This window comes from Campylobacter sp. RM12651 (assembly GCF_022369475.1).
Classification (GTDB): Bacteria; Campylobacterota; Campylobacteria; order Campylobacterales; family Campylobacteraceae; genus Campylobacter_E.
Window position 1 is genome coordinate 1,490,957 of sequence record NZ_CP059600.1, and the last position, 19,554, is coordinate 1,510,510.

Here is a 19,554-nt window from a genome sequence, read left to right on the forward strand (position 1 = left end):
CTACTCCTTAATTTCTATATCATCAAAAGGAATTTCATATTTTAAAATACTCGTTTTAACTCCTTTTAATTTAGGACTTGCAACGCATATATTTGTATGATATACAATAGGAATATATACCGCTTCATCGTGTAAGATTGTAAGTATTTCTTTAGCTAGTTTAGATTTTTCATCTTTATTCATTGTTTTAGATAATTTTTCTATATTTTCATCAATTAGTGGTTTTTGCTTTAATCCAATTTGAGCCATATAATCAGCGTGAGCTGGTGCAACCATAGAAGCCATAAAAATTTCAGGCTCATAAGGAGCTCCCCAAGTAGCATTAAAGATTAATTCAAATTCCCCATTTCTATGTCTTTTATAAAATATAGTGCTTTCATTAGCTTGTAAGATTAGATTAATTCCTATTTCTTTTAAATTCGCTTGTAATACTTCTGATATAGCCTTTTGCTCTGCGTTAATGCCTATATAAGAAATCACTATATCTAATCTTTTGCCATCTTTTTCTAAAAAGCCATTTTTAAATTCCCAACCATTATCAAGTAATAATTGCTTAGCTTTTTTAGGATTATATTCGTATGCACTTCTATCAATTTTGCCATTTGGCACATTATCATCATAGAAAAAATCAGCCTTTGGTCTTGTCCCATAGAAAACATATTTGCTAATTTCATCTTTATTAATAGCCATATTAATAGCCTTTCTTACATTAATATCATTTGTTGGATATTTTGCTGTATTTTGCGCTATTAAAATAGTGCTAAGTGGCTTTGAGATTAGCGTTTGATAATCGCTTTTTTGCAAGTTTATAAAATCTTCTAAGCTAATTTCTCCATCAGTATAAATATAATCAATTTCTTTTGTTTTTAGAGCTATTACTTTTGAGCTTGGATCAGGAATTATTTTACATACTATGCTATCAATTTTAGCTTTTTCGCCCCAATAATTTTCGTTTTTAACAAACTTATCATAAACGCCTAATTTAGTATCAACGAATTTCCATTTACCTGTGCCAATTGGTGCTTTTATACCATCTTTTGTATTATTGTCAATCATAGCACTTGGAGCTATAAATCTAAAAGGACGAATAAGACTAAGTTCTCTTAAAGTAGGTTCATAAATATGTTTTAAATGTAGCTTTACTTCATAATCATTAACCACTTCAAGATAATCAAAAGCTCTTACAAGTGCAAAAGAAATATGCCTTTGTTTATTAGCAAAAATTGCATCAAAATTAAGCTTTACTGCATTTGCATTAAAGTCTTCTCCATTAGAAAACTTAACTCCTTTTCTAAGATAAAAAGTATATACCAAACCATCTTCGCTAATCTCCCATGAAGTTGCTAGGCTAGGTATTATTTGATTATCTTGCGAGTATGAGACAAATCCTTCATAAACCATATTTTGAGCAAACATTTCATTTGGAGAATACAAATGTGGATTTAGTTCTCCTACATTTTTAGAAGTAGCTACTTTTAGCTCACTTGAATTTAAAAAACTAATTAATAAAATAAATACAAAAAATAATTTTTTCATTTTAATCCTTTATATTGTTTCTGGCTGAATAGTAATATGATGTATATTAAACTCATTCTTAAGTAAAGCATTAAGCTTTTGTAAAACACTTTTAAACTCATTTAAATCATCTAAGATTATATGAGCTGTTAGTATATGATAATCTTGAGATATTGAATGAATGTGTATATCGTGAATATCTTTTATATTTAAATCTTGCTTTAATATAAATTCTTTTACTTCACTAATCTCAATAAATGAGCTCTCAAGTAAAATATCTAAGCTTTGTTTAAATAATGATATAGACCACTTAGCAATTACTAAAGCTATTATTAAAGCTAGTATTGAATCAATAAAATAAAAATCAGTGTAATAAACAATAATCCCACCAATAATAATTGCAACAGAACTAAGTAAATCACTTAGCATATGAATTAGACTTGATTTAATATTTAAATTACTTGTATCAGCTTTCATTAATAATAAAGCACTAATTATATTTGCTACAAGTCCAAAGCAAGATACTATAAGCATAGTCTTTATATCTATTTTACTTGGGTTTAATAGTTTTTCAATAGCTTCATAGATAATAAATATAGTAAATATAGCTATCATAATAGCATTTATAAAAGCAGCTATTATTTCACTTCTATAATATCCATAAGTTTTTTTACTATCTTGTTTATTAATAAATATTAGTGCAATAAAACTTATTATCAATGCAAAAGCGTGTGTTATCATATGAAGTGCATCACTAATTAATGCTAAAGAATTAGCCAAATACCCATAAATTAATTCAGCAAACATTACTACAAAAGTTACTATAAAGCTTAATAATAATGCTTTTTTATTCTTAGTAAAATCATAAGAATGAGTATGAGAATGGTCGTGATGTTCTTGTGAGTGATTAGAATTATGGTGTGAATGATTATGGGAGTGGTTATGGTGTGAGTGATTGCAAGAATGATTGTTTGAATGTTGTTTTATTGGTTTATGAATTAAATCTTGATAGGTGCAAGTCATTGTTTTTCCTTTAAATTTAGTTTAAACAAATAAATAACAAATGTAACATTTATTTCTTAATTTAAAATAAACTTAAAAAATATATTTGAATTAAAATTAAAATATTTTATAATTTTAGGAGCTAAAAAGCTCCTATTTTTAGCCGTTGAATTTAGTATTGTAATCAAGATAAACAACATGAGTTGCAAGGTATTCATAAAGTCCGTGCTTACCATCAGCACCACCTATGCCACTCTTTCTAAATCCTGCGTGAAAGCCTTGCATAGCTTCAAAATTCTCACGATTGATATAAGTTTCGCCAAATTTAATCTCACGGCAAGCTCTCATAGCTGTGTTTAGATTTTCTGTATAAATACTACTTGTAAGCCCATATTCACAATCATTTGCCATATCAATTGCTTCATCTAGTGTATCAAAACTTGTAACTGGTAAAATTGGTGCAAAGATTTCTTTTTGCATAATATCACTCTTATGGTCTGCATTGCTAAGTAGTGTAGCTGGGTAGAAATATCCACTAGTATCAGTTATCTTGCCACCAACTTCTAATTTTGCACCTTGCTCAAGTGCGCGTTTTAGCATTGCATCAGCATTTTTAACACCAGCTTCATTTACAAGTGGCCCCATATCAAAATTACCTTTTGCAGTATTTCCGAATGTAATTTTGCTAAACTCATCAGCCATTTTATTAATAAACTCATCATATCTTGATTTATGCACATAAACACGCTCAGCACAATTGCAAACTTGCCCGTTATTACAAATTCTACTTGCTTTAATTGCAGGAATTACTAAATCCATATTTGCATCTTTACATACTATTGCAGGTGCTTTTCCACCAAGCTCAAGATTTACTTTTATAACATTTTTTGCAGCTGCTTGCATAACTCTAACTCCAGCTTCTACGCTACCTGTTACACTTACCATTCCAATAAGTGGGTTTGAGCTTAGCTCATCTCCAACCTCACTTCCTTTTCCGCTAACAAGTGAGAAAACTCCCTTAGGAACTCCAGCTTCGTGAGCTAATTTTGCAAATTCAAATGCGTTGTTTGGAGTTTCGCTACTTGGCTTAATTACTATTGTATTTCCTGTTACAAACGCAGGTGCAAGTTTTCTAACTATTAAGAAAAACGGGAAATTCCAAGGTAAAATTCCTGTCGTAACACCAATTGCAGTTCTAAATAAAAATATATTTTCATTTGCCCTATCACTTTGAATAATTTCGCCTTCATAAGTTCTTGCAAATCCTGCCATATAATCTAAATAATCAGCCGCAAAATCAATCTCAACTTCAGCTAAACCTCTAACCTTGCCTTGCTCTTCTTGTAAAATATCAGCTAGTTTTACTCTATCTCTACGAATTAATTGTGCGATTTTTTTAAGATATGCCGCACGCTCAATAGCTGGAAGTGCTTCCCAGTTTTTACCCGCTCTTTTTGCAGCTTCAAGCGCTCTTTTAGCATCATCTCTTGTGCCTAGTGGATATTCACTAACTTGCTCTTTTGTAGCAGGATTATAAACAGGTGCCATTTCTCTTTTTTCAGTAACAAACTCACCATCAATATACATTTGATAACTCTTCATAACTTCTCCTTTTTTAAATGATTTTGAAATATCTTATCAAGGAATATTAATTATTTTTGTATATTCAAAAAAAATTATAATTTTTTTACGAGAATGTGAAAAAAAGTAACACTTTAGTATTTTTAAAAAAAGAATTTGAAATAAGTATTTCAAATTCTGTAAAAGTTATTTTCTATAACCCATTGTAAATATTTCATTTGAGCTATCATCTAAAAGATTTAAATACCTTTCGTAATGCTTTAAAATATCTACTATTATTTCTTTTTCATTTAAATATTTTATATCATAACCTAGTCTATCATCGCCAAAAAATGTTATAGGTCTATATTCAAATTCCTTTGATAAATTAGGCAAATTCTCATCATCTAATAAGGTTTTATTTACTTCGTGTTTTTCTATTTTTACCCCGTAAATAAAATCTTTTGATAAGTCTTTTTTAATCACTAAACTAATTTTATTTTTTTCTTCTTTTATTAGTGCTTTTAATCCACGCTCACTTAATTTATTGCAAATCTTTTGCATAGCAGGTTTTACAAGCTCGTTTAAAAACTCTTGCATATCTTTTATTTGAGATTGTTTTAAGATTAAATCAAGCCTTTGCTCCCAAAAATCCCCACTCCAATAAACACTAGCCTTACTAACTCTTGTATTAAAATATCTACTATCAACTATTAAGCCTTTAAGTAGTGATGCACACATAATTACAAGCATTAAAGCAAACGGAAGTGCGACTATCATAGTAACGCTTAAAATAGTATCAAGACCACCAGAATACGATAAAGATATTGCAATAGCAATTAAACTAATGCCCCATAAAATACTTTGCCATTTATAAGGTTTTTCTTTACCACCACTTGCTAAAGAATTTAAAACAAATATCCCACTATCAGCGGAAGTTATAAAAAATAAAACTAAAACTACTAGAGCTAAAATAGTGCTAATTTGTGAAAATGGTAAAAGATTTAAAAACTCAAATAATAATTTTTCAGAACTTTGAGAAAAATTACTTAAAATTTCATTATATTTTAAAGCAGAATTTCCAAATACACTAAACCATAAAACATTAAAAGAAGTAGGAACAATCAAAACTCCAAATATAAATTCTCTAATAGTTCTACCACGAGAAATCTTTGCTATAAAAAAGCCAACAAAAGGCGCCCAACTAAGCCACCAAGCCCAATAAAAAATAGTCCAAGAATTAAACCAGCTAATATAATCTTTATTATATGTATAGGTTTTAAAACTAAACTCAACTATATTTGAAAAATACAGCCCTAAATTAGAACTAAAATCAGATAATAGCTCAACCAAATCACCACTAACTAATACAAAAATCATTAGTAAAAATGCTAAAAGCAAATTAATCTCGCTTAATATTTTAAGCCCTTTATTAACTCCACTAATAGCTGAAATAGTAGATAAACTAACAACTATTAATATAATAATTGCTTGTTCGCTAAATGAAATATCACTAAGCCAAGCAATATTAACAAGTCCTGCATTTAAAGAACTTGCAGAATATCCAAGTGTTGTGCTAATTCCAAAAACGGTTACAATTAATGCCAAAATATCAATAACATTGCCCCAAAATCCATAAATTTTATCTTTTAAAAAAGGATAAAAAGCACTTCTTAAAGTTAAAGGCATTTTATAACGAAAACCAAAATAAGCCATAGCTAAAGCACAAACCCCATAAATAGCCCAAGGATGAATTCCCCAGTGAAATAGAGTATGAATTAAAGCTTCTTTATCATCTATATTTAATGATTTTTTATGGATTATAGGCTCAGCCACACCAAAATACATAAGCCCAACACCCATTCCAGTAGCAAACAACATAGAAAGCCACGAAAAAAAACTAAAACTAGGCTCATCATCATCTTTACCTAATTTTATATCTCCAAATTTAGATAAAGCTAATAAGACCATAAATCCTACAAAAAAACTAACACTAAGTATAAAAAACCAAGAAAAATTAGTAAAAACTGAAGTTTTAATATTATTTAAAATACTACTTGTAAATTCTGGTAAAAATATACTTAGTAAAACTAAAATTACAATAAATACTATGCTTGGAACAAACACAGCGGGTAAAAAACTCGTTTTTATCTTCATATTTTCTCCTTGCGTTTTCAGTCTAACAAGGCTTAGTTAATGAGATTTGCAAGATTTAGATGATAATTACATAATTTGTCTATATAAAAGAAAAATTAGCCATTAACCTAAAAAATTTTTTATATCAATTTCTTCAAAAAAAATTATATAATTTTTAATAAATTTTTTATAAATATATATGTAATAATTATAAAAGATAATAATAAAAAATAAAAATTATAATATGCAAATACACTTAAAAAATCTAAAATTAAAATATTATAAGATTTTAAAAAAGATTTATATATCAGCATATTTAGAATTAAAATAGCTAATATAAATAACTTAATAAGTAAAGATTTTTGACTTGTATTAGTGTTTATATTAGTATTAAGATTTGCAAAAATCATTATAAATAAAAACAACAATAAAAATATAAAATTAAACCCTAAAAATAAAACTTCACTTTTTAATAAATAATAATTTATAAAAGGATAAGATAAAAATAAAATCAATAAAATATTTTTATATACTTTCTTAACCCTATAAACCAAGCTAATGCCTAGAATATAAAGAAAAATAAATACAAAAGATATATTTAAAATTTGAAAAACATATTCAAATAATATATAAAAAAACAAAAAATATACCTAGTAAAGATAGGAATTTAAAATAAAGTTTTTTAGATAAATCTATATGAAAATTCAATAAAAATATATTTAGCAAAATCTCTTTAATTTCTTTCATTTTCAATACTCTTTTGTATATTATCTAGCTTATTTATAAAATAATCAAGCTCATTTTCATCTTTAAAAACACTTAGAATTTTATCTAACATAATATTGTCTATTTTGGTGCAAATTAGTGCTAATTCTTTGGCTTTTTTTGTAGGACTTAAAATAAAGGCTCTTTTATCATTTTGATTAGTTTTTCTAATAACTAAGTCTTTTAAAACAAGCTTATCAACTATTGCTTTTATTGTGTTTTGGTCTTTTTGGGTAAGTTCTGAAAGCTCTTTTTGTGAGATTTTTGGGCTTTTACATAAAGCATTTAAGACTATCCATTGTTCAGGTGTAATGTCTAAGTCTAAAAATGATTTATGTAAATGCTGATAAATAATCCTAGCAGTCGCACAGATTTTAATACCTATATTCATATTATCTCCTTGCAACTGCTATTTTAACTATTAATTGTTATCTAATTTTGCTTTTATATGTCCTTTGTATTCTTTATACCAAGCATCTATGCCTTCTTTTCCTATGATATATGGATGGGTTTTGAAATTATTATTATAAATGTTTTCTAATTTTTCATATCCATTATTTCTAAATAAATGTGATTCTAGCTTTGCTACTACATTGTTTTTATCAAGCTCTTTTTTAAACTCATCTAAAGATTTATCATAAGCAATTTGTAGATTTTTATCTTTTGAAATTCCATTACCGCCCCATAAAAATACATTAAATTTCTTACCATTAAACGAGCTTTCAAAGATAATTGAAGTAGTTCCTATGGTATGCCCTGGGGTTAAGAAAGTTTTGATTTCTTTATTACCGAGCTTTATTATTTCTTTATCTTTTAGTAAATGATTAATCGTTGGCTTAGGATATTTTGGGTCATTTGGGCCTTCGTTGTATGAATACATAAAATCCTTATCAATAGCACTCATCATAACTTTTGCGTTATATTTATCTTGAAAATACTTAGCCCCACCATAATGATCGCCATGTCCATGAGTAATTAAGACAATTTTTACATCTTTTGGGTCTAAATTATAAGCTTTTAACCCATTTTCAATCACTTTTGCATCATCATTATCCCACATAGCATCAATTAAAATTATGCCTTCGCTAGTTGTTATTGCGTATGCTACAACGCTTTTTGTCCCAAGACAATAAACATCATCAAAAACCTTAGTAGGCTTTAATGGAGTATGGTCGTGTAATAATTGTAAAAGCTCCTTAGGAGGCGTGTCATCATTAGCTAATAAATTAGCACCTAAAATACTAAATGCACAAAATAAAATCGTTGCAAATCTTTTCATACTAGACCTTTCTTTAAAAATTAATATGTATGCGTATTAAATTTACACCATAAAAATTAATAACAAACTTAAAACCTATTAATTATTTCTATTTCGCTTTGTTTAAAGTCTAGCGTTTGGGCTTTATTATTTAAATTAAGCTCTATATAAACAACATCACTTAAGCTAGATAAAATCAATACATCTTTTAATACATAATTTCCATCGCTTAATTTACAGATATTTTTCTCCCCTTTTTTAATATCACAATCATTAATATCTAGCTTTTTATAATTTATAAAATAACTCATATATAAACTATTTTTACTAACCACAATATCAGTTCTAAACCCACCAATATTGGCTAATTTAACAACTTTAATATCAAGACTAAAAAAATACCAAATAGAGCAAATTATCCAAATAATTTTTATAATCAAACTAAATCTTTTAAAAAAATATGCAAAAAAACATAAAGTAATAAATATAGCCATCATAACATTTAAACAATGATTTATCGTTGGAAAAGTTACATTTTCGTTTTGATATATTTGAACTAAACTTAAAAATACTAATTCAATTATGATAATTACTATAATTACAAATAATAAAAATACTCTTTCATACAAAAAATTAAGAATTTTAAAGCCAAATTTATTTGACTTTTTTCTTTTACAAGCTAAAAGCACAACAAATTCAATCATAACATAAGGAATAATCCCAATAAAAATAGAATAAACAAAACACACATATCCAAATGTAAGTAATAAATTAAAATCAAATCTAGGCAAATACCCAACTTCAAATAAATAATATTTTGTATAAGCTATTACAGAAACAAAAGTTATTAAAACTAAAGAAAATCTCATAGTTTTTACAAATATATTGGCGAGTTTTAATAATTTAAAATAATTAAAATAAAGCCTTTTAAATTCTATTTTGTAATTTAACATTAATCTTTTAGTATTCCTAGCAAAACAAATTCTAAATTTTTTAAAAAATTTATCAGACATTTTTACTCCTTTTTTTAAATTTAGCAAAAATATCTTTTACTTTTTAAAAAATTCAATAAATTTTTTAATATTTTTATATAATAAAAAAAATTATAAGGACAAAATATGAACTCAAGCTTATTTTTAATGGGAAGAATAAAAGAACTATCAAATGAATTGATTTTAAAAGAACTTAGCAAAAGAGTAGAATTTGATTTATCCTTTTCTCACGCTGATATTTTAAATATATTATTTGATGAAAAAGAATATTGTATGGTTCAAATAGCACAAAAAATACATAGAAGCAAGGCTACAATTAGCTCTTTAATAGACAAATTAGAACAAAATGGATATATCACAAAAAGCCAAAGTAGTAACGATAGTAGAATGTATTTAATAAAAGCAACTCAAAAAACTTTAGATTTAAAACCAATATTTGAAGAAGTATCAAATATAGTTTTTGAAAAATTACTTAAAAACTTTTCAAAAGCAGAAGAGTTATTTTTAGAAGAATTATTAGAAAAAATGCTAAATAACATAAAAAATTAAAATATATTTAACTTTTTATGCAAAAATAGTTCGTTATCAAACTAAAAAGGAGTCAAAATGAGTAATGGATTTAGTGTAAAAAGTCTAGGAGAATTTAAAAATATTCAAAGAATTGATTTAAAAGAAGCTTTAGGATTTACATCTTGTGAAATAAGTATTAACACAATGGAAGCAAATACTAATGTGCCTTTTGTTCATCATCATAAAGAAAACGAAGAAGTTTATATTGTCTTAGATGGTAATGGGGAAATAAAGTTAGATAATGAACTAATTTTAATTAAAACAGGAGATATAATTAGAGTTGCACCTAGTGTAAAAAGACAGATTTTTGCAAAAACTAAACTAAATTATATCTGTATTCAAGCAAAAGAAAATTCTCTAACCCAATACACTTTTAGCGATGGCGTAGTAGAGTAATTTAACTTAGGAGCAATCCTAAGTTAAGCAAATATATTAATCAAATAAGTATTCAAAGGAATAGCCACAATATCTATCAAAACAGAACCACACAAAGGAACTATCAAAAACGCAGGTTTTGAGAATAAAGAATATCTATTGCAAGCAGCATTCATATTTGCAACCGCATTAGGAGTAGCACCCAAGCCATGCCCCATTAATCCAGCACACATAATAGCACTATCATAGTTTTTCCCACACAATCTAAACACAACAAATATTGCAAACAATACTAAAACAACAACTTGAACAAAAAGCGTAATCAATAAAGGCATAGCAACCACGCTTAATTCATTGATTTTTAAACTCATCATAGCCATAGTTAAAAATATTCCTAAGCTAAGCTCACTAATAGTATCTATTGTGTATTGATTTAGTTTAAATATATTAAAGACATCATTTATATTTCTAATTAGCATTGCTATTAACATAGCACCCACATAGCTTGGCAAAGAATAGCCACTAAGTTTTGTAAATAATGAACTTATATAAAATCCAATGCACATAATACAAAGTATTAAAAATAAAGATTTTAAAAATTCTTGATAACTTGCGTGATGAATATTGTGCTTTAGCGGGTCAATATCTTGTATATCTTCGTTTGTTTTTATCTCTAATTTATATTTAAGTATTAAATATCTACATAAAGGCCCACCGAGTAAAGAGCCGCTTATTAAACCAAAAGTAGCCGCTGCAATTGCTACTACTTTAGCATTGCTAAGACCACTTAAATCTTCCACCATACCACCAAAAGCAATAGCATTTCCGTGTCCTCCTTCTAAAGCAACAGCCCCACTTAAAATTCCATATAAACTATTTAGCCCAAAAGCATTCATCATAGTAATTCCAATAGCATTTTGCATAATAGCCATTGCCCAGCAACACGCTAAATATATTAAAAGCAATTTACCACCAACTTTTAATAATCTAGCACTTCCGCTAAGCCCTACAACACTAAAAAATACAACCATAAAAGGAGTTTGCAATGACTTATCAAATTCAATATTAATATCTATAAAGGTTAAAAACCATACTAAAATACTTACCAAAAATCCACCAACAACAGGAGCTGGGATACAAAATTTTTCTAAAAAATTGATTTTAGTTTTTAAAAACATTCCAAACAATAAAACACCAATGCTAATTGCCAATACGCTCAAACTATCAAAACTCATATAACAGCCTTTCTTAATAAAATATAAGCTAAATAAGCGCTTAATTTAGCAGTATGATTATCTATATCATATTTTGGATTAAACTCGCAAATATCAGCTAAAGCAACTTTTTTACTATCTAAAATAATTTTTAGTATCGGTAAAATTTGTTGCAAACTAATACCATAAACAGCAGGAGCACTAACACCTGGTGCATAACTTAAAGAAAACACATCAATATCAATACTAAGATATAAAACATCGCAATCTAATATAAATTCTTTTACAATTTTTGCTGAATTATCAAAGTCTTTATCTAAAACATATTTAGCATTCATATCTTGCATAGTATTAAATAAAGCTTGAGTATTTGATAAAGCATTTGCCCCAATACATAAATATTTATAAAAATAATTATTTGATTTTGCGTATTTATAAGCTTCATAAAACGAATTGCCTGAAGTGTGTTGGGGTTGAATTCTCACATCAAAATGTGCGTCAAAATTAATAACACCTACATTTTGTTTATTATCTAATAAAGCCTTAATTCCAGCCAAAGAAGTTTCGTGACCACCACCTAAAATAACGCAATAATCTTGATTTTTTAATACTAAATTAAGCTTATCGTATAATAAATCATCAGCTTCTTCTAGGCTTTTAAAATTATCAATATTACCTAAATCATCAAAGCTAAAATCATCAAATACAGCAAAATTTGCCATATTTTTTCTAATAATATTCGGTGCTAATTCGCTACCAACTCTTCCGTGATTTCTATCTACACCTAAACTAGAACAAAATCCTATTAATTTATTTGAAGATGAAGTATTTAAACATTTAAAAACTCTGTTATGAATACTTTCTTCGCCATCATTTCTTCCAATCCACATAAAACTCTCCTTAAATATCTTATACTTTAAGTTGTTTTAATTAAATAAACAAGAAATACTTAAAAATTGAGTTTAATATGTGTAATTTGGTAATAAAATTAGGAAATAAATTCCTAATTTTGTAAAGATTTATAAATCACATCTAAAACGCTGCCATCACGATATTCTACAACGCCTACTACCTCATCGCCAAATTTAATACTAGCTGGTTTGCCTGTGATTTTTTCCGCCATTTCTTTTAGTTCTTCAATCGTATATAATTTAATACCTGCTTTTGTGAAATTCTCTATTAAATCAGTTCTTTTAGGATTTACTGCAATTCCGTAATCAGTGCAAACCACATCAACATTTGCTCCTGGGGTGCAAATCGTGCTTACATTATCAACTACAATTGGAATTCTAGCACGAATTAATGGTGCTAAAATCATTGCAATTTTTGCACCTTCAGCAGTATCTTGGTGTCCGCCTATTGCTTGATTAATAACACCTGTTGAAGTAGTAATTACATTTACATTGAAATTCGTATCAATCTCAAGTGCTCCTAACATTACAAAATCTAATTGATTTACCGCTGGAGTAACTAGATTTGGATTTGCATAAAAAGATGCTGATATTTCATAATGTTTTGGATTTTTTGCAAGTGAACTAACAGCATCTAAATCAAAACTTTGAGTATCAAAAAGCGCATCCATTAAACCATTTTCATGCAAATCAACTAAGGCAGCAGTGATACCACCAACACCTAAACTAGCAGTGATATTATGCTTAATCATCTCTTCTTTTAAAAGCTTAGTTACAGCTAAAGAAGCGCCCGCAGCTCCTGTTTGGAAACTAAAGCCATTTTTAAATAAACCTGATGCTAATATACATTTTAAAGCATTTTCAGCTATTAAAATATCTCTTGGATTATCATTAAAACGAATTGCACCTGATACTATACCTTTTGGATCGCCAATACTCTCAATCTCACAAACAAAATCCACCATAGTTTGGTCAATACTAGCAGGAAGATTTATTCCATCTACTAAATTATCAGTAATTGCAATAACTTTATTAGCATACATAGCATCAACCTTAGCATAACCTAAACTACCACACGCAGATTTGCCTGTATAACCATTAAGATTACCAAATTTATCACAACTTGGAGCACCAATAAATGCTACATCAATTTTAAGTGAGCCATCTTCAATAGCTCTAGCACGACCACCATGACTTCTAATAATTACAGGAGTTTTTAATCCGCCATTACTAATAAAAGAACCCAATGGCTCTCTTAGACCACTTGTTTGAAGACTTGTTACAACACCATTTTTAATATGCTCAATTAAAGGTTTATGGCAAGTTGAAAGAGAACTTGCTGCTACGCAAAGATTTTTAATACCTAGCTTGCTTATTTCTTCTAAAACTAGATTTAAAATATAATCTCCACTTCTAAAATGGTGATGAAAACTTATTGTCATACCATCTTTTAAGCCTGATTTTATAATAGCGTCTTTTATACTTGAGACTAATTTATCTTCTTTTTTGCCAACTCTAATAGCTGCACCGATTTTACGCTCTTTTGGTTGTTTTAATTCTCCACTATATACAACTACATCTTTATAATTAGCAATTTTATTAGGTATTTTTCTATTAACTGCATTTACTTTATACATAATCATTCTCCTTTATAAAGACCACTAGCTTTAGCTAATTCAAGCACTCTTAAAGCTCTAATAATAATTGGACCATCTACCATTTTGCCATCAACTGCAATTACACCTATGCTATTTTTTTCAGCTTCTTTAGCTGCATTTACTACTTTTAAAGCATCTATTATTTCTTTTTCTTTTGGAGTATAAATATCATGAACTATTTTGATTTGACTTGGATGAACTACTGATTTGCCATCAAAACCTAAGTCTTTTATAAATTGCACTTCTTCAGCAAATGAAACTTTATCTTTTATATTTGAAAAAACGGTGTCAAAACAATATAAATTATTGCTTCTTGCTGCGTGAATTATCTGCTCTCTTGCATAATAAAGCTCCATTGCGTGTTTGCTTCTAGTTGTTTTTAAATTCGTTACATAATCTTCAGCTCCAAGAGCAATCCCCATTAATCTATCACTTGCCTTTGCAATCTCACAAGCATTAATAACCCCAGTAGCACTCTCAATTGCTGCTAGAATTAAAGTTTTTTTAGGACGATTTAATTTATGCTCAACTTCGCTTATTAATTCATCTACTTCTTTAACTTCGTTTGCATTATCAGTCTTTGGAAGTCTTATAACATCAACTCCAGCACTAACCATAGCTATTACATCATCTCTTCCGTAAGGAGAATTTAAAGCATTTATTCTTACAACAACTTCAGTTGAACCATAATTAATCTTTTTAAGAGTTTCATAAGTTAGCATTCTAGCCGCATCTTTTGCTGAAATACTTACTGCATCTTCTAAGTCAATCATAATAGAATCACTTCCATAAATATGTGCGTCTATTAATTTTGCAGGTGCATTTCCGGGCAAGAACATCATACTTCTTCTAAGTCTATCTTTATTTAGCATAATTCACTCTCCCAATCATAATCTTTTAAACTAGCTCTAAAAATAGCAGTTTTAAGTCTTGCACGAATTACTAAATCAAGCGCTCCTTTATCTTCTATTTTTATTGTTACATTTTTAATATCATATTCATCTAATACTTCATTAACGCTAGCTAATATTTGTTCTCCAAATTGTTTATAAACACTAGAATTTAATTCAATTTTCCTTCCCACATTAGCAGGACTTACACTAATTAAAACATCGCCTGATTCTAATGAACCAGCACTTGCAATAGTTGTAATCATCAAATCTCCTAATTAATTAAATTTTTTAAGTTTTCTTTTATTATTACAAAGATAACTTAATTTTTAGTTATTAAATTGTTTTTTAAATACTCATAAGTTGAATTAGCACAAAGGGATTTTAACTCCTTATTATTTAAATAATCCTTATCATTTAAAATAATTTTTCTAATCCTACTTGCACTTATTACTTTTTTATTCATTCTAGCTCTACTGATTTCATAGAATTTGATTTTAAATTCTTTTAAAATTTCTTTTGCTTTTTGGTTGTAATCTTTTGTTATTTTATCTTTTGGTTCTGTCCCAAAAAATCTCATATTTATCCCTAAAATAGGTGCTATTTTTGTAGCAAATAATGTAATATCAAGCCTTGAATAAATCTCATTAACATTGGCATTATCCTTTAAAAAATATGTAGGAAAAGTAGCTTTTGAAATAATATAATTTTTACTTTCGTGAATTATTATATTTTTATAATCTTTTAATTCATTTCTTACAATCTCAAGCCTTGCTTTTGTATTAAACATACTTAAATCTTCGCTTAAAATAAATATATGCAAGATTTCGCAGTGTTTTAAGGCTTTTTGAATTAAATATAAATGCCCTTTACTCATAGGATTTAAATTCATTACAATTGAGCCAATTTTTTTTGCTTTTTTATAATGTTTAGCTAGTTCAAATTTATAATTTTCATAATTTAATTTTGTGTTTTCAAATAACGCAACATCTTTTGTAAGACATAATAAATAAAGCCCTAAACTCTCAAATACTTTTACATTACAAGGCTTTGTAAATATAAAATATTCATTTATATTTAATTCTCTTAATTTATCTGCAATTTGAGTTAGTAAAGTAGCACTAAAATTATTACCTTGTAAAGATTTATCAATTGCTATACACTTTACAATATTACCGCTTATACAAGCACTTGCTTTAATCTCTTCATTTTCTTCATAAACTAAAGCATATTCTATATCTTCATCGCATTTTAAATCAAATCTTTTTAAAAATAATTCTAATTTTTCTCTTTCATAAGCTAATAATAAATATCTAAACATTAAAACCTAGCTTCGTGTTCTAATTGATTTTTGCAAATATCTTCTATTGAATACTCTAATTCATATTTTAATAAATTACAAGACTTAATTTTATCGCAATGGTCATTTTTTAAAGCTATTGTTATATCTATTTCTTTTTTGCTTAACTTTTCTACTAATTTAATTAGATTTTCTACACTTATACTTTCTTTGCTAGCTATTGTAGTGCATATATTTTCTTTGGTTGTATAAAGCTCGCTAGCTACTTTTAAATTAATATTAACAATATCATCAATATGTGCGAAATGATAATTCTCATCATAGTTAAAATCACGACCTAATTCAGACTTACCGCAAGCAATTCTTGTGATATTTTTAATAATTGAATAATGTTCAAATTCTCCTAAAAATATCTTAGAATAATATCCTGCAATATTGCAATATCTTAAAATTGCATAAGAAAAATCAGGATTGCTTCTAGCATAATCTTGTATCATATTTTCAGCTAAGATTTTTGTCTTAACATAAGCATCACAGGTATTTTCCAATCCTACATTAGCAAATATACTTGATGGATATATTAAAGTCTTAACTTTAAATTTTTTCATAGCTTTTAATAATTTAAAAAGATTTATGATATTGTTTTCATAAAAAGTTAGATTATCTTTTTTACTAAAATTCTCATTGCTAGTTGCTGCAAAATGAAATACCATATCAATTTTAAATCTTGACATTACATCTTCTAAAGCTTCGCTATTTGAAATATCAACTTCATAAAAATCAACTTCATAATATTTTTTTATATTTTTTATAGCTTTTTTATTTTTACCACTTAAATTATCAATTCCAATTACCTTATGCCCAGCTTCTAAAAATCCAGATGCAGTGGCTGAGCCAATATATCCTGCAACACCTGTTATTAAAACTACCACTTTACTTCCTTAACTTAATTTTTGTTTTAAAATCTCATAAGCTTCATTAATCTCATGAAATTTCTCTATCCCTGCTCTTAGCTCGCTTTCGCTAAGATTTTTTGTGTTTAACACATCAGGATGATATTTTTTAGCAAGTCTTCTATATGCTGCTTTTACTTCAACTAAACTAGCATTAGGACTTAATTCTAAAACCTCATAAGGGTCTTTTTTAATTTTATTATTATTTTGTTTGTTATTGTTACCAAAATTTATAAATTGTGCAAATTCTTGTGTAACGCCAAAAATCTCTGCAATTTCTTTTAACGCAAAAATCTTTTTTTCACTAAAGCCATCAATACTCGCACAATAAAGCAAACTTTGCATAATATTAAGCTTTTCATTTTTGCTTAAAATAAAATTATTTTTAAGCTCTTGTGCAACTATTCTATAATTTTCTGGATTTTCTTTAGCTTCTTTAAAAACCTTTTTTAATCTCTCACGCTCAACTAAATTATAAGAATTATTATCTAGTATTAATTTTATAAATTCAGCTTCTTTAGGCGAAATTACTCCATCAAGTTTAGCTATTTTTGCAATAAGTGCGACTAGGTATTCAGCATATCCGCCTTTCATTTTAGTAAATTGATTATTTAAAATATTTCCTTTAAAAAATAAAGGTAATAAAATTGCTCCAATAAGCCCTAAAATCGCCGTTAAAATAGTCCCTAATATTATCGCAAAAAATGATATTATGGTTCTAATAATACCCTTACCTGTAATAAATCCTATAATTGCTAAAATTATTATTAATAATAAAAATATATTCAATTTTCTTCCTTTATAACACTTAAAATCTTTTGAAAATTATCCTTTTTTATCCCACGATAGACTAAAAACCAATCTAATATAACCCAAATAATAAATATAAACCATATTAAAATAAAAGAAAAAGCAACTATATTTAAATATATTTTTGATTGCAAAATAAATGGAGGTGGCGGTGCATCAGGTCCAGAATAAAAAAGCATTGCAAGTGGAATATGTAAAACAAATAATAAACAAAAATGAGAAATAAAAAACAAAATAAACTTAATAAATCCTAAAAATCCATCTCCTTTATAAAATCTATCAGCTCCTAAAATACCAAAAAATATCCCTAATATTAGTCCTATTTTTGGTTCTTTTAGTTTTATTTCACTAAGCTTATTTATATCAATTTGCTTATCTTCTAAGCTAAGCAAATTGATATCTTTAATTTTGTTATTTAAAAATAGTTTTTGGGCTGTATCCACGATAATCCTTTATGTTTATCACAATAATCAATCTTCGCTACTATCCTTTTGAGCAATTAATACACCTTCTATCATTTTTTTAATATCGCCATCAAGTATCGCATCAACTTGGCTAAATGCCTCATTGCTTCTAGCGTCTTTTACTTGCTGATAAGGAGCTAAAACATATGAGCGAATTTGATGCCCGAAACTATTTTCGCCAACTCCTCCCGTATCTTTTCCATCGTTTAATTTCTCCATTTCAAGTTCATATAATCTTGAACGAAGCATTTTATAAGCTGTGGCTTTGTTTTTATGCTGACTTCTATCGTTTTGGCATTGCACTACAATTCCTGTTGGAATATGAGTAATTCTTACCGCACTTTCTGTCTTATTTACATGCTGACCACCTGCACCACTTGCTCTATAATAATCAATTCTTATATCTTTTTCTTCAATTTCAATTTCTATATCATCATCAATTTCAGGTGCAACGATTACGCTACAAAAACTCGTATGGCGTCTTGCATTGCTATCAAATGGGCTAATTCTTACAAGTCTATGAACCCCGTGTTCAGCCTTAAAATACCCATAAGCATTAAGCCCACGAGCAACAAAGCTAACATCTTTTATCCCTGCTTCATCGCCTTCTTGATAATCTAGTGTTTCAACTTTAAAGCCTTCTCTTTCACAAAATCTCAAATACATTCTATAAACAATACTCGCCCAATCATTACTCTCCGTTCCACCTGCTCCTGGGTGAATATTAATAATTGCGTTTTTAGTATCATTTTCCCCACTTAAAAGCATTGATATTTCAAGACTTTTAATAGTTTCTTCTAAATTAGGACTATCTATAAATAAAGCTTCTAAAGTCTCATAATCATTTTCTTTCACCGCAAGTTCAAACAACTCGCTAGTGCCTACTAATTCACTATTTGCAATTTCATATTTTGATACTAATTGATTTAATTTAGTTTTTTCTTTACCAAGCTCGGCTGCTCTTTTTGCATCAGCCCATAATGCTGGGTCTTCTTGCTCTTTTTCTATTTCTTTTATTCTTTCTTTTGCCTCGTTTGGTTTGATTATTTTTTCTATATTGTCAAGTTTTATTTGTAATTCTTTTAATAATTCACTAAATTCATAATTATCCAAATTTTGCTCCGTAGTTGTATTTTAAAGGCAAATCTTAGCTAAAATTTATTAAGATAATAGCTTTTTTA

General features: G+C 27.6%; 19 protein-coding genes. 2 read left to right on the forward strand and 17 right to left on the reverse strand.

Annotation, left to right across the window (positions count from 1 at the left end):
- The 7 genes from nikA to AVBRAN_RS07395 all read right to left on the reverse strand — a co-directional run bounded on the left by nikA (position 1) and on the right by AVBRAN_RS07395 (position 9,249).
- Positions 1-1,536 carry a nickel ABC transporter substrate-binding protein gene (gene nikA / locus AVBRAN_RS07365; protein WP_239802936.1) on the reverse strand — a complete coding sequence of 512 codons (1,536 nt, stop codon included), beginning with the start codon at positions 1,534-1,536 and terminating at the stop codon, positions 1-3.
- Between the two features lie 9 nt (positions 1,537-1,545).
- On the reverse strand, positions 1,546-2,538 hold the full coding sequence (locus AVBRAN_RS07370; protein ID WP_239802937.1) for a cation diffusion facilitator family transporter: 993 nt from the start codon (positions 2,536-2,538) through the stop codon (positions 1,546-1,548).
- A 138-nt stretch (positions 2,539-2,676) separates the two neighbouring features.
- Positions 2,677-4,119 (reverse strand): aldehyde dehydrogenase, encoded by a 1,443-nt coding sequence (gene aldA, locus AVBRAN_RS07375; RefSeq protein WP_239802938.1) that lies wholly within the window; start codon positions 4,117-4,119, stop codon positions 2,677-2,679.
- A 165-nt stretch (positions 4,120-4,284) separates the two neighbouring features.
- On the reverse strand, positions 4,285-6,234 hold the full coding sequence (locus AVBRAN_RS07380; protein ID WP_239802939.1) for a BCCT family transporter: 1,950 nt from the start codon (positions 6,232-6,234) through the stop codon (positions 4,285-4,287).
- A gap of 712 nt (positions 6,235-6,946) precedes the next feature.
- Positions 6,947-7,369: a MarR family winged helix-turn-helix transcriptional regulator gene (locus AVBRAN_RS07385; protein ID WP_239802940.1), complete on the reverse strand. Its 423-nt coding sequence runs from the start codon at positions 7,367-7,369 to the stop codon at positions 6,947-6,949.
- Positions 7,370-7,399: 30 nt separating this feature from the next.
- The gene (bla, locus tag AVBRAN_RS07390) at positions 7,400-8,257 is read right to left on the reverse strand and encodes a metallo-beta-lactamase (protein WP_239802941.1); all 858 of its coding nucleotides are present in this window, start codon (positions 8,255-8,257) and stop codon (positions 7,400-7,402) included.
- Positions 8,258-8,325: 68 nt separating this feature from the next.
- Positions 8,326-9,249, reverse strand: a complete 924-nt coding sequence (locus AVBRAN_RS07395; protein ID WP_239802942.1) for a hypothetical protein — start codon at positions 9,247-9,249, stop codon at positions 8,326-8,328.
- 105 nt (positions 9,250-9,354) lie between these two features.
- On the opposite strand from AVBRAN_RS07395, the gene AVBRAN_RS07400 reads away from it, so the two are divergent.
- Complete coding sequence (locus AVBRAN_RS07400) at positions 9,355-9,777, forward strand: MarR family transcriptional regulator (protein WP_214118064.1); 423 nt, start codon at positions 9,355-9,357, stop codon at positions 9,775-9,777.
- Positions 9,778-9,834: 57 nt separating this feature from the next.
- Positions 9,835-10,194, forward strand: coding sequence for a cupin domain-containing protein (locus AVBRAN_RS07405; protein ID WP_239802943.1), 360 nt, complete (start codon positions 9,835-9,837; stop codon positions 10,192-10,194).
- A 23-nt stretch (positions 10,195-10,217) separates the two neighbouring features.
- Here AVBRAN_RS07405 and gltS read toward each other — a convergent pair whose 3' ends face one another.
- From gltS to prfB, 10 genes are all read right to left on the reverse strand, one after another.
- Positions 10,218-11,408, reverse strand: a complete 1,191-nt coding sequence (gene gltS / locus AVBRAN_RS07410; RefSeq protein WP_239802944.1) for a sodium/glutamate symporter — start codon at positions 11,406-11,408, stop codon at positions 10,218-10,220.
- Positions 11,405-12,277 (reverse strand): formimidoylglutamase, encoded by an 873-nt coding sequence (locus AVBRAN_RS07415; protein WP_239802945.1) that lies wholly within the window; start codon positions 12,275-12,277, stop codon positions 11,405-11,407. Before AVBRAN_RS07415 ends, gltS begins: the two co-directional genes overlap by 4 nt.
- 113 nt (positions 12,278-12,390) lie before the next feature.
- The gene (citF, locus tag AVBRAN_RS07420) at positions 12,391-13,935 is read right to left on the reverse strand and encodes a citrate lyase subunit alpha (protein WP_214118076.1); all 1,545 of its coding nucleotides are present in this window, start codon (positions 13,933-13,935) and stop codon (positions 12,391-12,393) included.
- Positions 13,936-13,937: 2 nt separating this feature from the next.
- Positions 13,938-14,828, reverse strand: a complete 891-nt coding sequence (locus AVBRAN_RS07425) for an aldolase/citrate lyase family protein (protein WP_239802946.1) — start codon at positions 14,826-14,828, stop codon at positions 13,938-13,940.
- Positions 14,822-15,112: a citrate lyase acyl carrier protein gene (gene citD / locus AVBRAN_RS07430; protein ID WP_239802947.1), complete on the reverse strand. Its 291-nt coding sequence runs from the start codon at positions 15,110-15,112 to the stop codon at positions 14,822-14,824. The genes AVBRAN_RS07425 and citD overlap by 7 nt, the downstream gene beginning before the upstream one ends.
- Before the next feature lie 56 nt (positions 15,113-15,168).
- Positions 15,169-16,167 carry a [citrate (pro-3S)-lyase] ligase gene (gene citC, locus AVBRAN_RS07435; RefSeq protein ID WP_239802948.1) on the reverse strand — a complete coding sequence of 333 codons (999 nt, stop codon included), beginning with the start codon at positions 16,165-16,167 and terminating at the stop codon, positions 15,169-15,171.
- A complete protein-coding gene (locus AVBRAN_RS07440; RefSeq protein WP_214119891.1) occupies positions 16,167-17,078 on the reverse strand; it encodes an SDR family NAD(P)-dependent oxidoreductase in 912 nt (303 codons plus the stop codon). Before AVBRAN_RS07440 ends, citC begins: the two co-directional genes overlap by 1 nt.
- Before the next feature lie 9 nt (positions 17,079-17,087).
- Positions 17,088-17,888 (reverse strand): DnaJ domain-containing protein, encoded by an 801-nt coding sequence (locus tag AVBRAN_RS11065; RefSeq protein WP_275591982.1) that lies wholly within the window; start codon positions 17,886-17,888, stop codon positions 17,088-17,090.
- On the reverse strand, positions 17,885-18,352 hold the full coding sequence (locus AVBRAN_RS07455; protein ID WP_239802949.1) for a TM2 domain-containing protein: 468 nt from the start codon (positions 18,350-18,352) through the stop codon (positions 17,885-17,887). Before AVBRAN_RS07455 ends, AVBRAN_RS11065 begins: the two co-directional genes overlap by 4 nt.
- Positions 18,353-18,379: 27 nt before the next feature.
- Positions 18,380-19,486 carry a peptide chain release factor 2 gene (gene prfB, locus AVBRAN_RS07460; protein WP_239802950.1) on the reverse strand — a complete coding sequence of 369 codons (1,107 nt, stop codon included), beginning with the start codon at positions 19,484-19,486 and terminating at the stop codon, positions 18,380-18,382.
- Positions 19,487-19,554 lie beyond the last annotated feature (68 nt).

Excerpts from the sequence above, each read along its gene's own strand:
- AVBRAN_RS07405 (WP_239802943.1), top strand. The coding sequence starts at position 9,835 with ATGAGTAATGGATTTAGTGTAAAAAGTCTAGGAGAATTTAAAAATATT.
- citD (WP_239802947.1), bottom strand. The coding sequence starts at position 15,112 with ATGATTACAACTATTGCAAGTGCTGGTTCATTAGAATCAGGCGATGTT.
- AVBRAN_RS07400 (WP_214118064.1), top strand. The coding sequence starts at position 9,355 with ATGAACTCAAGCTTATTTTTAATGGGAAGAATAAAAGAACTATCAAAT.
- AVBRAN_RS07395 (WP_239802942.1), bottom strand. The coding sequence starts at position 9,249 with ATGTCTGATAAATTTTTTAAAAAATTTAGAATTTGTTTTGCTAGGAAT.
- citC (WP_239802948.1), bottom strand. The coding sequence starts at position 16,167 with ATGTTTAGATATTTATTATTAGCTTATGAAAGAGAAAAATTAGAATTA.
- aldA (WP_239802938.1), bottom strand. The coding sequence starts at position 4,119 with ATGAAGAGTTATCAAATGTATATTGATGGTGAGTTTGTTACTGAAAAA.
- AVBRAN_RS07425 (WP_239802946.1), bottom strand. The coding sequence starts at position 14,828 with ATGCTAAATAAAGATAGACTTAGAAGAAGTATGATGTTCTTGCCCGGA.
- AVBRAN_RS07370 (WP_239802937.1), bottom strand. The coding sequence starts at position 2,538 with ATGACTTGCACCTATCAAGATTTAATTCATAAACCAATAAAACAACAT.
- citF (WP_214118076.1), bottom strand. The coding sequence starts at position 13,935 with ATGTATAAAGTAAATGCAGTTAATAGAAAAATACCTAATAAAATTGCT.
- AVBRAN_RS07385 (WP_239802940.1), bottom strand. The coding sequence starts at position 7,369 with ATGAATATAGGTATTAAAATCTGTGCGACTGCTAGGATTATTTATCAG.
- gltS (WP_239802944.1), bottom strand. The coding sequence starts at position 11,408 with ATGAGTTTTGATAGTTTGAGCGTATTGGCAATTAGCATTGGTGTTTTA.
- bla (WP_239802941.1), bottom strand. The coding sequence starts at position 8,257 with ATGAAAAGATTTGCAACGATTTTATTTTGTGCATTTAGTATTTTAGGT.
- AVBRAN_RS07415 (WP_239802945.1), bottom strand. The coding sequence starts at position 12,277 with ATGTGGATTGGAAGAAATGATGGCGAAGAAAGTATTCATAACAGAGTT.
- AVBRAN_RS07380 (WP_239802939.1), bottom strand. The coding sequence starts at position 6,234 with ATGAAGATAAAAACGAGTTTTTTACCCGCTGTGTTTGTTCCAAGCATA.
- nikA (WP_239802936.1), bottom strand. The coding sequence starts at position 1,536 with ATGAAAAAATTATTTTTTGTATTTATTTTATTAATTAGTTTTTTAAAT.